The sequence below is a fragment of the Mongoliitalea daihaiensis genome (assembly GCF_021596945.1).
Taxonomy (GTDB): Bacteria; Bacteroidota; Bacteroidia; order Cytophagales; family Cyclobacteriaceae; genus Mongoliitalea; species Mongoliitalea daihaiensis.
In genome coordinates this window covers 2,495,099-2,507,707 of the sequence record NZ_CP063779.1, presented here as the reverse complement: position 1 = coordinate 2,507,707, position 12,609 = coordinate 2,495,099, and the positions used below count along the sequence as shown (strand labels likewise).

The window sequence follows — 12,609 nt, the reverse complement described above, 5'->3', positions numbered from 1 at the left end:
CGATTTTAAAATTTTTTAAAGCTTGAATGTAATAAAATTTCATCAATGTCACACGATTAAAATAAATCAACCAACTCGGAAGCTGTCTGCCATCCAACCGCTACTCCCATACCTCCAAGCCTCACCGCACAATGCAAGCGATCGCTGATTTGCTGTATTACAGGCATTTTACTCGGACCAAAAGCCATTATTCCTGTCCATTCGAATTCGATTTGAGCAGCTTCATCTGGAAGAATGGTTTCATGTAAAATATTTAAAAGGTAATCCCTGATCCTAGAGTTGACTTCAAAACCTAAGGTCTCCTCTGTTTCAAAGTCTTGATTTCTTCCACCGCCTATTAATAAACGATTATCAATACTTCTAAAATAAACATATCCCTTATCGTAATGAAAAGATCCCTCCCAATTAATTGGATTTAATAGAGGTTTTGTGACTAACACTAAGCCTCTACCCGGCTTTAAGGTAAGTGAAGGAATTAACTTCTTGGTAAATGCATTGGTGCATACAGCAATCTGACCTCCATCAAATACGCGTTCGGCGCCATCAAATTGACGCACACTCACTTGACCAGTCTCTCTATCCAAGCCCTGTACATCTGCGCCTGTCATTATAAAAACCCCTAGTAGTTGAGCCTGATGCCATAGAGTCTGGATAAAATACCCCGTATCCAGCTCTCCTTCAAATCGATTTTTGACAATAGCTTTGACGGATGGACCGAAACCAAGTGCTTGATGCAATGGAACCAATGAAAAAACAGGTTCATTGAAAATAGGGAGCAACAACTGGTTTACAACCTCCATTTGATTCAAAAGAGGCAGCTCATTCGTAGTAAACAATTCATATCCTCCCGAATCCTTAAACCCAAGGACAGCATCTCCAAAACGATCACGGATTGCCTGTAAACCGCTATACCTTCGCCGAACCAACTGTAAGACCTCTTGCTCAGTCAACACTTCTAAATCATCCAAAATCTCAGTCAAACTACCAAAGCAGGCAAATCCTGCATTTTTAGTACTCGCACCTGTTGGAAGCAAACCTCTTTCCAAGACTAAAACCTTCCTCTCTGGAAACTTTTCCTTGTACTGAATTGCAGTTGACAAACCTACAATGCCTGCTCCAATCACAATAAGATCATACTGTTTAAAATTTTTCCACTCCCAATAGCTCCACATGCAGAATTCTATTTCAAATTGTAAAGGTGATTGTTTAACTTGTATCCTGTTCTACAAATAAACTCAAAATCACCTGATAACCCATGAGAAAAATTGATGAATTATTACACGAATATGGATTGAGTCACCAAAATGAAACCAATAAGTTGATCCACTGGATATGTGTTCCTGCTATATTTTTCAGTATCGTTGGACTTATATTCTCTATTCCAGCAGGCCCTCTCATCAGCTTACTACCCTTCCTTCATAGCTTTGCCAATTGGGCTACCCTAATTTTGGTACTCGTCTTATTTTATTATGTTTCCATCTCTCCTCCCCTAGCATTGGGCATGCTATTCTTCTCTGCCATTTGCTTAGCACTCGCTAATTTTATTAACCTTGCACTAGATATACCCTTGTGGTTGGTAAGTGTGGCAATTTTTGTAGTAGCTTGGATCTTTCAATTTTATGGACATAAAATAGAAGGTAAAAAACCTTCATTCCTTAAAGACTTGCAATTTCTGTTGATTGGACCAGCATGGCTGATGCATTTTATCTACAAAAAATTAGGGTTAGCTTATTAATAACATCTCGTCCTTGCCGACATCTGGACTTGTAAACTGTTCAGATGTCGAAAGGATCCCTAAAGCTATCAGTTTACTCAAGCTCTTTTTTTTTAACCCTTTTTCATTGCCATATTTCAATCGTGTAAGTAGTGTATATTATTTAAAATATATTTTTATCTGTTTAAAACGGAACAAATACCACTGAAAGCTTGTATTTTTAAGTAACTATTCACCAATCATCACAATGCTAAATTTCATTCTTGCATCTGCGGAGATGCCAATGCTATCAGATCTTGTCTGGATTTTTGGGCTTGCCACTCTTGTGATTTTGGTCTTTATGAGATTCAAAGTCCCTACAATCATCGGTTTTCTTTTCACTGGAGCACTAGCCGGTCCTTACGGGCTTTCATTGGTTCAAGCCTCTACTACCGTTGAAGTGTTATCAGAAATAGGGGTGATCCTGTTACTTTTTGTAATAGGGATGGAATTTTCCCTTAAAAGTTTGATGGCTATCAAAAAAGCAGTCTTTATCGGTGGCTCATTACAGGTCTTCATCACGATAGGTGTTTCTACCCTACTTGCTTCGCTGTTAGGTTTTGAATGGAATGTGGCAGTTTTCATAGGTTTCTTGATTTCCTTGAGTAGCACAGCTATCGTATTAAAACTCTTGCAAGAAGCTGGGCAGGTCAATACGATTTCCGGTAGAACGACATTGGCCGTATTGATTTTTCAAGACATTGTAATTGTCCCTTTGATGTTATTCACACCAATGTTGGCAGGTGAATCTGACAATATTGCTTTGTCTTTATTTTTGATGGCTGCCAAAGGCGTTGCCGTTATAGCAATTACTATTGTGACAGCCAAATACTTAATGCCTCAACTATTATTTAGAATTGCTAAAACCCGTAATGAAGAGCTTTTCTTGCTGAGCATTATCGTCATTTGTTTTGCTATCGCATATCTCACCTCTTTACTAGGGCTATCGCTAGGTTTAGGTGCTTTTTTGGCAGGATTGATTATATCCGAATCAGATTATAGCCATCATGCTACGGGAAAAATCCTCCCATTTAGAGAAGTCTTTCTCAGCTTTTTCTTTGTGTCTGTAGGTATGTTATTTGATATTACCTTCCTTTTCAAAAACATTGGTGTGATTTTGCTACTCACCTTACTTACTTTCGGGGTGAAATTCATAATCACTACTCTCTCAGTCAAAGCAATTGGGCAAAACTTTAAGGACTCAATCATTGTAGGCTTGTCTATCTTCCAAATCGGTGAATTCTCCTTGCTTTTAGCAAAAGAGGGGATGCGCCTCAATCTACTTGATCCTGTCACCTATCAATATTTTCTGGCGATTTCCATTCTTACCATGACAATTACTCCTTTTCTTTTGAATAATCGCGAAAAACTTGCATTTAAAATAATCAATCTACCTGTTTCAAGTAGACTCAACAAACGATTTAGTAGTAAAATATCTCAAACTATTGCCCTCAATGAAGATGAGCTAAAAGATCACCTGGTAATCATAGGCTATGGACTCAATGGTAGAAACTTATCACTTGCGGCCAAATCAGCAAATATCCCTTATGTTATTATTGAGATGAATCCAGAAACAGTGAAAGTAGAATCATCCAATGGTGAACCAATCATCTACGGAGATGCTGCGAATGAAACAGTACTCGAGCATGTCAATATCAACAAGGCTCGTGTTGCAGTCGTAGCAATCTCTAATGCTGACTCAACCAAACGCATTGTATCTACCATAAGACACATGAGTTCTAACCCTTACATCATTGTAAGAACACGCTATGTCAACGAGATTGAAGAAAATATCAACCTAGGAGCGAATGAAGTCATCCCCGAAGAGTTTGAAACTTCTATTGAAATATTTTATAGGGTATTGGATAAGTACTTGGTCGCTAGACATGACATCGAAAGTTTCACAGAGGAAATCCGTTCACATAATTACGAGCTTTTCAGAACTCCTCTCAGTACCAAGACACAAACTAAAATCGATTTACCAGAAATTAATTTTGTTTGCCTAAAAGTTGAAAAAGATTCTGGGCAATATGTCAATGTTGCTCTTAAGGATGCTAAGATCAGAGATCTTTTAGGTATCAATATTGTAGCAATCAAACGAAATGGTAAAACCATTACTGATATTAAAGCAGAACAAACACTCAAATTCGGAGATGCGGTATATGTAGTAGGAAAGCCTGATGCAATTGAGATATTTGAAAAAGAGTTGGAAGTTGATTAATCGACTCTGATCAAATTTTAGCATATTTTTGCTTGCTGAGAAAGAGGTCATATTTAAAGTATCTGTGAGAGTGCGGGGAAAAACCTATGCCCCCCTCCCAAAGCCCCCGTATTCTACTCTATCCACGGAACTTCAGATACTCTTCGAAGCGAGGCTTGATTAAATGGATAGTAAATATTGTCCAAAATGGATTTCTTTTCTTGAGAGGTTAATCTCCAATTTAGGGAGGCGCGTTGGATATCCCGTAGATTGGTAGGTACATCTCCACCCGCATCCACCAAGCCCCTTTCTCTTAAAAATTCTTCTGTTGAATACTCAAATTCTATCCGTTGAATAGGGAAAGTTGCTTTTTCTTTAAATCGAGTAAATAGAGCTTCATTATGCAGCGTTTGAACATTGTCCCAATTGACATAAATATTTTGCAACGGAGTAAAAAGCTTTTGAAGATATTTGGGATTTGGTTTTTCTTTGATTTCAGTAAATTTTTCAGAATCCCGAATAGTCACTAATACAACCCCCGAAGTGTTTTGGGATATCCAATCCCGGAAAACATGCATAAACTTTAGAGCATCTTGAATACCAAAATTATCCGATAGCCCTGCATCCATGGTCTCCATCCGAGGGTCAGTAGGCAAATGTACGCTTGGAGTGATAAAAGGAAAGGTTGCTCCCATTCTCAGGGCAGAGAGAAAACGAAGCTGCATAGCATCTTTTTTATAAAAAAATCTCTGGAAATCAATTCCTTGATTTTTTTCATTCCATCCTTCTAGTCTTTCGTCCGAGATTGCCAAATATGACATAGGCGTAGGAGAAATAATTAGCTTTCTCCCGTCATTAGTAATCAACGGTGTAATTGGAAGTAAGGGAATCAAAGCCTCCCGTTCGGGTGCTTGATAGTCAGCAATCGGTTTATTTAAAATGCCTTTAGTATTTATACTTAATTGATTTTCAAAAGCAAATCCCCTATCCTTGAGATATTTATTCCCATTGAATTCTACATATTGAGTTCTAAAAATCAGATCATTCACTAACAAAGAAAAAATAATAGGGTTGAGATTATCAGCAGCTATTTGATCCAGAAACTCAGCCGATAAATACGGATCATCTACTTTCAATTGATTCCTCAAATAAAGTTCTCTAAAAAAAGCAGCTCCGATCATTCCTCCTGAGGCACCTGTAATAAGATGTGTATGCTTAAAAAGTTTTTCATCGGTCTGCTTTTGCAACTGTTGTAATACATGCGTAGTCCAGAGTGCCGATCGCTGACCTCCTCCACTGACGGCAATAAAGACCATTTTTGGCTGTTGATTTATAGGAAACTTCGCTCTCCAATTGTTTAAAACTTCAATCATATAGGCTTTATCCTCCTTGACTGAATCTTCGTGAAGATGAGCTCGAATCTGATCCATTGTATACTCTAATGGCTCTCCTTTATAATCCAATCCAAATGCTTCGTGTGGACGATTGAATAAAGCAATATCAGAAAAGTAATTGAACAGAATCAATGCTCCCAGTACGGCCGGAATAGCCCAACTTCTCAACCAAAAAGAAATAGCTCCTACCATCATTGTAAGAATAGCCATCAATAAAATGGTACTTGCTGCAGCAGGAATTTGCACATATGGATTCTCTCGGAAAATACTCAGCAGAAAAATAGAGCTAATCAAGACTGTCTGTATGATCACCAAGTTTAAATGGTTCTGATCAAATACTTTCAAAAGTTTTTGCGCCTCAAATTTTGATAAATCTTGCCTAACAGGGATAAAATTAAAGCTAATATCAAAATAATATAGAACCTTGTTTTGGGTTTGTTGAGTTTCCTTGATCCTTCTCAACATATTGGCTCGAGGAAGCTTCGTTTTTCGGAGTCTTTTTTCCACAGAATCAGCAAAAAGAATAAAAAAATCTTTGTTGGTAGCTCCAAAATAGATCAGTAAAATTATATAAGTCAATAAGTTTCCTACCAAAAAGCCAAGGATGAGTTTCCATACAGCTTGCTGGGCTCCCAATTCGTTGCTCTGCTGAAACTGATACACTGACAAGAGATAAATTACATGAAAAATGATAGGGATAATTGAATTGTTGAGACAAAACTGAAGGAAAGGCCTATTGGATACAGCAAGGAATTTGAAGCGAGCCCCATCCAAAATATAGGTAGTCATCTGAAAAGCCATTGTGAAAATAGCCAAAGCCATACCTACGATAAAAAAACTCTGCCATGATACCTCGTTGAGATACTCGGGGTCTAGAAACAAAAAAGGAATCCCTAAAACTGTCCCAAAACTCTGTATGATTATCAGAAAAAGTACAAACCAAAATAACAACAACAGCAGGTTCTTTTTAAGATGTAAAAAGAGCAACTGAACAGGAAAACTATACAAAAATTTATCCCACATCGGCCATTAGTTTGTACGGGAATATACGTGAAAATTTAAAAGATATCTAAATGATTTTTTTAATTGTGGCTTTTAGTATTATCCCTTACCTTCGTTTCTCTAAAAATGAATGAACATGAGAATCTGGTTTTTGTGCAAAGTAAAATACGCGAAAGAAAATGAGCAGGGTCTGCTGAAAAATGTATCGGAACAGTACTTGGTTGATGCTGTGTCCTTTACAGAAGCTGAAGCACGTATTTATGATATGTTGGGATCCACTATACGTGGAGATTTTCAAGTGACCAATATCAGTAAAAGTAATTTTGTAGATGTTTTTCCCTACGATGATATCGATGTTTGGCACAAATGTAAAATTACATATGTCGTAGCAGACGCAGATAGTGGAAAGGAAAAGAAAGTTAATCAATATATGCTCGTCACAGCCCATGATGTAAAAGAGGCTTATGAGCGTATTCATGAAAGTTTAAGCAATATGTTGGTGACGTTCAGAGTCCCAGATATCACTGAAAGTCCAATAGTTGAAGTTTTCCCTTATGAACGAGATGACGAAGAATTACTTCCTCCACCTCCATCAAATCTAAAGCCATTGAGTGAAGTAAAAGCTGATCAAGAAAGAAGAGAAGCTACTCGCCAAGAGACTATGGGAAGGATGGAACAGGTTGAGGTAGAAGAAGGACCTAAACTGGTAGAGTACGAGGAAAAAGAGGAAGATAATTTGGATTAAAAAGGGCGTATAAAAGTTAGATTACAAAAAAAGGGGATTGAGTTTAAGCTCATTCCCCTTGTTCGTTTTCAGCCCGTTTTTATCGTTGGCTTTTTAAACTGTGGACGCTCATATACAGATATAGGATCAAACTTATCGTCAATATCTACACCAGATAGGTAATCATTTAAAAATTCTCTTACTTCTTGATAAGAGAGATTGTGTAAAATTTTACCATTTTTAGCTAAAGAAACTTGTCCTGTTTCTTCAGAAACAATCAATACCAAAGTATCTGTGGCCTCAGACATTCCGATAGCTGCCCTGTGCCTTAAGCCAAATTGTGCAGGTATGTCTCGCTCCGTTACTGGCAAAATACATCGAGCTGCTTTTACTTTCCCATTGTAAATAATAACTGCTCCATCATGTAAAGGACTGTATTTATTGAAAATTGAAATCAAGAGACGCTTAGAAAGAATTGCATCCATCATATCACCACTCTCAGAATAAAATTTCAATTCTGAATTTTTAGACAAAACCATCAAAGCCCCTGTATTGGTACCTGCCAAAGATTTGGTAGCTTCTATGATAGGGTTGATATTAAATGCACTGGATTCTCGCTTTCGCCAAAACAACAACTCTTGCCAAATACTTTCATTGGATAAAAAGGATGATCTTCCAATGATCAATAAAAACTTCCGTATTTCAGGAGCAAAAATGATGATTGCCGCAATGACACCCACACCCATAAATTGACCAAGAATAATTGTAAGCAATTCCATTCGGAGGGCATTGACCAACAAATACACCAAGTAAATCGACAAGAAGCCTAAAAAGATTTTAATGGCCACACTACCGCGCAATAACTTATAGACCTGATAAATCAGGATACTTACCAACGAGATATCGACTAGATTCACGATGGAGATTTCCAAAAAGCCTATTTTAAATAAAAATATCAACGGTATACTTGTTTATATAATTCAATGGTTTGTTTTGCCTCCAATACATCATGCACTCTCAAAACTTGTGCCCCATTTATTAAAGACACCATATGAAGTGCAGTAGTTCCATTTAATGATTCTTCAGCACTTACTCCTAATTTTTTGTATATCATAGATTTCCTTGAAAGCCCTACGAGTATCGGTATTGGAATGTTCTTAAAATAAGATAAATTTTTGAGAATCCAATAATTTTGTTCCAAAGTTTTTGCAAAACCAAAGCCAGGATCTAAAATCACATCCCGAATTCCAGCTTGAATACACTGTTGATATTTTTCTTGAAAGAAAACCAACATTTCCTTCAAGATATCCTCGTATTGAGTCAATCCTTGCATCGTTTGAGGATTGCCTCTCATATGCATGGCAATGTAAGGAACTCCTAGTCTCCCTACGATTTCAATCATCTTTGGGTCTAACGAGCCGGCTGAAATATCATTTACGATATCAGCACCAGCATGGACTGCCGCTTTGGCAACTTCCGCACGAAAAGTATCTATGGAAATCCAATGATCTGGAAATTTTTCCTTAATGAAGGCTACTGCCCAAACAGTACGCTCACATTCCTCCTCAACAGTTACCTCATCTGCCCCGGGTCTGGTGCTGTAGCCTCCGATATCAATGATATCAACACCATCATCTACCATCTGTTTTACTTTTAAGTGTAAGACATCTGCATCTAGTTGGACCCTACTCCCTTCGAAAAATGAATCAGGCGTCAAATTTAAAATGCCCATTACCTTCGGTTCATCCAATAAAAAAAGCTTTCCTTTGGATTGAAGTGTTATTTTTGCAGCAAAAGATTTATCTTCGATTTTCGAAGAATTACTAATATTGGAATCCATTAAACACGATACCTTTGAAAACACAAACTGTGAGCGAATATAATGAAGTTATCAGCCATTGTAAAGAACTTTTTAAGAAGAAAGCAATAGACTATGGGACTGCTTGGAGAATTCTTCGTCTTCCATCTATCACCGATCAAATTTTCATCAAAGCACAACGCATTCGCTCTATCCAAGAAAAAGGAAATCAAAAAGTGAATGACCCAATTGCAGATGAGTTTGTAGGAATTATCAACTATTGCATCATTGCGTTGATACAGATTCAATTACAAAATGATGATCGCTTGGAAATTCCTTATGAGGAATTAGACCCGCTCTACGACCACTGGGCAAATGCAACACGCAAACTATTAGAAAATAAAAACCATGATTACGGTGAAGCGTGGCGAGATATGCGTATCTCTTCCATCACTGATATCATTCTCATGAAACTATACCGAGTAAAACAAATTGAAGACAACTCTGGTAACACTTTAGTGTCAGAAGGCATTGAGGCAAACTACCAAGACATGATTAACTATGCAGTATTCTGTTTAATCAAATTTAAAGACCATGCTTAAAAACTTAGCTATATTCATTGTTCGTTTTTTCGTTGGAGGAGTTTTTATTTTCTCTGGACTGATCAAAGTAAATGACCCTGTAGGAACAGCCATTAAATTAGAAGAATACTTTGATGTTTTTTCCAATGACATTGCTTCTTTTTTCTTTGTTTTCAAAGATATCGCATTACCATTGGCTGTGTTTATCGTGGTATTAGAAGTAGTATTGGGAGTTATGCTGATCACTGGTACCCGTCTCAGGTGGACCCTGTATACTTTGCTGGGACTAACGGTGTTCTTCACCTTCCTCACCTTTTATTCTGCGTATTTTAACAAAGTAACGGACTGTGGATGTTTTGGTGATGCCATCAAATTGACTCCCTGGGAATCCTTTGCAAAGGATGTAGTTTTATTAGTACTCTTAGGCTTTTTATTCATTTTCAAAAAAGATTTGGGTAATGATAGTCCAGCATGGGCTTCTTGGACTACAAGAGTTAGCTTAGTAGTCTCTCTTTTATTAGCCATCATCGCTATTAGAAACCTCCCTTTCATAGATTTTAGAGCCTACAAGGAAGGAGTAAATATTACAGATGCAATGCTACCATCAGCACCTTTGCAATATGAATACGTCATGACCAAGGATGGAGACGAATTTATTTTTGACACCTATCCAATGGAAGATGGATATGAGTTCGTAGAAATGCGTTTGATCAACGAAGAAGCATTGCCAAAAATCACTGATTTCGCCATCTGGAACAGTCAAGGAGATTTTACAGAAGAGATTCTCTCAGGTAATCAGGCGTTAATCTTAATTTCCAATGTCCGCAAACTCAATTTAGATAACTTAAGAAAAATGAAAGACTTAATTCAAGAGCTTTCAGAAAGTCCCATACAGGTTTCGGTAGTAGCAGCTTCTTCCCAAGAGGAAATCGATGCTATGATGGCACAGTTAAATTGGACGATCCCAACTTATCTTGGAGATGCAACCGTAATCAAAACTATTATGCGTTCAAATCCCGGCATTATGCTTTTAAAAGATGGCGTAGTGTTGAAGAAATATCACTTTAGAAATACTCCTACCGGATTTGATGCCAAAAGCTTGTTTGTTCAATGAACAAAAATAACTTAAAGATCGTGTTAGTAGGCCTTCCTGGCTGTGGAAAGTCAACGTTTGGAAAGATCTTAGCCGATGAGTTAGGCTTCCCATTTATTGATTTAGATCAGTATATAGAACAGGAGGAGCACAAGAGCATTTCAACAATTTTTCAAGAGCTTGGAGAGGGTACCTTTCGAAAATTAGAAACCTACTACCTAGAAAAGGTCTTAGAAGGTTTTTCAAGTTTAGTTTTATCAACAGGCGGTGGTACTCCTTGCTTCCATGATAATATGGAGCGGATAAATGCAGTGGCAATCTCCATTTTTTTGGATGTACCAATTACTACTATCCATCAACGATTAATTTACTCTGGCAGCGTGAGACCTCTTTTTTCAGGTCTTGACAGCACTGAATTGAAAACAAGATTAGAGGACTTATCACAAATACGAAGTCCATACTATCAACTATCAAAAATAAAGCTCAGTGGAGATGATGTTTCCACTGAGCAAGTATATTCAGAACTCTTACACTACTTTAAAAGTTAATCCCAAAGGTCAAACTCCCGGAATTTATCCGATTACGAATTTCCGTAAATGGACCGATGTTAAATCCATTTTCTATGAAGGGAAATGAATTATACAATTGATCAAACATTAATACTGAGTACGAGAAGTCTACATAAAATCTTTTCAGACGAATACCGGCACCTCCTGAGAATTGCTGCATAGATCTGTCAAAATCATTAGAATTGGCAAATGGATCTCCATAAAAACCATATCCCCCTCTCAAGCGAAAGATATCATGTCTAAATTCGCCCCCTAATCGGTAATTGAATACCTGACCATACAATCTTCTAATTTCTAAATTATCATCTGATGGATTGAAATCACGGGAATTGATTCTACTTGTGGTGTAATCTAGGAAATCAACATCTGCGGTTATAAAACCATTTTTACCAACAAAGAAAGTAGCTCCACCACTTACCCTAAGAGGTGTATTTAAATTGTAAGTACCTAAAATAATATCAGTCCTTGCTTCCTCTCTTCCTAGGGTAATATTTTCTGGTTCAAAAAAGAAATTATCAAATACATTGACCATACTTGCATCATACTGCTCATTGAAGCGGTACCACGTAGGAGACTGGAAATTGAAACCAAGATTTACTTGATCAATAGGCTTATAAATAGCACCAAAATTTAGACTTACACCTCCACCTGAAGTTTCTAAAAACTCTCGTGTTGTGGTAGTGATCAAAGGTTCATTAAAGAATTCCTCTGTATATCTTCTTTCGCGGCGAAAATTAGCAGCCGTAAACATGACTCCAGCGCCTAGGAACAACTTGTTGTAAAAGTTGGCACCATACGAAAAGGTTGTCTGGGAAGTTCTACCAGTGGTAATAATCAACTCATCTTGAAAAGGAAATCCCAATACAAATGAATCGTATTGAGTTGGATTAGCAATTGGATTTCCATTCCCATCAACAGTAATTGGATTGATCAAAAATGTCTCATAAGCAAGACCTGTCAAACCTGCGTTTTGAATCTGACTTTCAGGAATGCCATCAGCCCTTCTTAGAAAAAAATCAATGATTGAAATATCTCCCTCTACATCCGAGAAATATCCGACATCTGTGTTAAAGAAATTACTTCTATTGAAGCTGATACCAAAAGATCCTCCCCTAAATGCGCCACTCTGAAGTGGTCCCTTGGGGTTTGAGATAACTACTCCGATATTGGGAAGAGCGAAATTGCTCACTCTATTTTCTTGGGATTGACCAAGAAAAATTGATTCTGTTTGCCAATTGCTAATTGTCGGTGTCATGCTAAATTCCGACCTTCTAAAAAATCCCAATCCTGCTGGATTCATATGAATGTTGGAAATATCTCCTCCTAATGACACTTGGGCACCTCCCAATCCATTGACTCTGGCAGAACCAGTGGAGCGGAATTGGCTGAAACGTAAAGCATCTTCAAAGTATCCAAATTGTGCATGGGCTTGATTATATTCAATAGCATACACCAAGAAGATCAAAAAAAAGATTTTCGAGATTCGCATAATAAG

11 protein-coding genes are annotated in these 12,609 nt (G+C 37.5%); 6 read left to right on the top strand and 5 right to left on the bottom strand.

Annotated elements, in window-relative coordinates:
• Positions 1-56 precede the first annotated feature (56 nt).
• On the bottom strand, positions 57-1,172 hold the full coding sequence (locus IPZ59_RS10590) for an NAD(P)/FAD-dependent oxidoreductase (RefSeq protein ID WP_236136018.1): 1,116 nt from the start codon (positions 1,170-1,172) through the stop codon (positions 57-59).
• A gap of 83 nt (positions 1,173-1,255) precedes the next feature.
• Here IPZ59_RS10590 and IPZ59_RS10585 point away from each other — a divergent pair, with 83 nt between their 5' ends.
• Positions 1,256-1,735 carry an Mpo1 family 2-hydroxy fatty acid dioxygenase gene (locus IPZ59_RS10585; RefSeq protein WP_236136017.1) on the top strand — a complete coding sequence of 160 codons (480 nt, stop codon included), beginning with the start codon at positions 1,256-1,258 and terminating at the stop codon, positions 1,733-1,735.
• Positions 1,736-1,961: 226 nt separating this feature from the next.
• Complete coding sequence (locus tag IPZ59_RS10580) at positions 1,962-3,974, top strand: cation:proton antiporter domain-containing protein (RefSeq protein ID WP_236136016.1); 2,013 nt, start codon at positions 1,962-1,964, stop codon at positions 3,972-3,974.
• Positions 3,975-4,087: 113 nt separating this feature from the next.
• Here IPZ59_RS10580 and IPZ59_RS10575 read toward each other — a convergent pair whose 3' ends face one another.
• Positions 4,088-6,370, bottom strand: a complete 2,283-nt coding sequence (locus tag IPZ59_RS10575) for a patatin-like phospholipase family protein (RefSeq protein WP_236136015.1) — start codon at positions 6,368-6,370, stop codon at positions 4,088-4,090.
• Between the two features lie 115 nt (positions 6,371-6,485).
• Here IPZ59_RS10575 and IPZ59_RS10570 point away from each other — a divergent pair, with 115 nt between their 5' ends.
• Positions 6,486-7,094 carry a DUF4494 domain-containing protein gene (locus IPZ59_RS10570; RefSeq protein WP_236136014.1) on the top strand — a complete coding sequence of 203 codons (609 nt, stop codon included), beginning with the start codon at positions 6,486-6,488 and terminating at the stop codon, positions 7,092-7,094.
• A 68-nt stretch (positions 7,095-7,162) separates the two neighbouring features.
• Here IPZ59_RS10570 and cdaA read toward each other — a convergent pair whose 3' ends face one another.
• Positions 7,163-8,032 (bottom strand): diadenylate cyclase CdaA, encoded by an 870-nt coding sequence (cdaA, locus tag IPZ59_RS10565; RefSeq protein ID WP_236136013.1) that lies wholly within the window; start codon positions 8,030-8,032, stop codon positions 7,163-7,165.
• Entirely contained in the window at positions 8,029-8,913 is an 885-nt protein-coding gene (folP, locus tag IPZ59_RS10560) for a dihydropteroate synthase (RefSeq protein WP_236136012.1), read from the bottom strand. The genes cdaA and folP overlap by 4 nt, the downstream gene beginning before the upstream one ends.
• Before the next feature lie 14 nt (positions 8,914-8,927).
• On the opposite strand from folP, the gene IPZ59_RS10555 reads away from it, so the two are divergent.
• The 3 genes from IPZ59_RS10555 to IPZ59_RS10545 are packed head-to-tail and all read left to right on the top strand — an operon-like array spanning position 8,928 to position 11,093.
• Positions 8,928-9,473, top strand: coding sequence for a DUF1599 domain-containing protein (locus IPZ59_RS10555; protein WP_236136011.1), 546 nt, complete (start codon positions 8,928-8,930; stop codon positions 9,471-9,473).
• On the top strand, positions 9,466-10,566 hold the full coding sequence (locus IPZ59_RS10550; RefSeq protein ID WP_236136010.1) for a BT_3928 family protein: 1,101 nt from the start codon (positions 9,466-9,468) through the stop codon (positions 10,564-10,566). Before IPZ59_RS10555 ends, IPZ59_RS10550 begins: the two co-directional genes overlap by 8 nt.
• Positions 10,563-11,093 (top strand): shikimate kinase, encoded by a 531-nt coding sequence (locus IPZ59_RS10545; RefSeq protein ID WP_236136009.1) that lies wholly within the window; start codon positions 10,563-10,565, stop codon positions 11,091-11,093. The genes IPZ59_RS10550 and IPZ59_RS10545 overlap by 4 nt, the downstream gene beginning before the upstream one ends.
• On the opposite strand, the gene IPZ59_RS10540 is transcribed toward IPZ59_RS10545, so the two are convergent.
• On the bottom strand, positions 11,083-12,603 hold the full coding sequence (locus IPZ59_RS10540) for an OmpP1/FadL family transporter (RefSeq protein ID WP_236136008.1): 1,521 nt from the start codon (positions 12,601-12,603) through the stop codon (positions 11,083-11,085). The two genes, IPZ59_RS10545 and IPZ59_RS10540, sit on opposite strands and share 11 nt — an antisense overlap.
• Between the last annotated feature and the right edge of the window lie 6 nt (positions 12,604-12,609).

Coding starts and splice junctions, on each gene's coding strand:
- IPZ59_RS10590 (WP_236136018.1), bottom strand. CDS start 1,172: ATGTGGAGCTATTGGGAGTGGAAAAATTTTAAACAGTATGATCTTATT.
- IPZ59_RS10585 (WP_236136017.1), top strand. CDS start 1,256: ATGAGAAAAATTGATGAATTATTACACGAATATGGATTGAGTCACCAA.
- IPZ59_RS10580 (WP_236136016.1), top strand. CDS start 1,962: ATGCTAAATTTCATTCTTGCATCTGCGGAGATGCCAATGCTATCAGAT.
- IPZ59_RS10575 (WP_236136015.1), bottom strand. CDS start 6,370: ATGTGGGATAAATTTTTGTATAGTTTTCCTGTTCAGTTGCTCTTTTTA.
- IPZ59_RS10570 (WP_236136014.1), top strand. CDS start 6,486: ATGAGAATCTGGTTTTTGTGCAAAGTAAAATACGCGAAAGAAAATGAG.
- folP (WP_236136012.1), bottom strand. CDS start 8,913: ATGGATTCCAATATTAGTAATTCTTCGAAAATCGAAGATAAATCTTTT.
- IPZ59_RS10550 (WP_236136010.1), top strand. CDS start 9,466: ATGCTTAAAAACTTAGCTATATTCATTGTTCGTTTTTTCGTTGGAGGA.
- IPZ59_RS10545 (WP_236136009.1), top strand. CDS start 10,563: ATGAACAAAAATAACTTAAAGATCGTGTTAGTAGGCCTTCCTGGCTGT.
- IPZ59_RS10540 (WP_236136008.1), bottom strand. CDS start 12,603: ATGCGAATCTCGAAAATCTTTTTTTTGATCTTCTTGGTGTATGCTATT.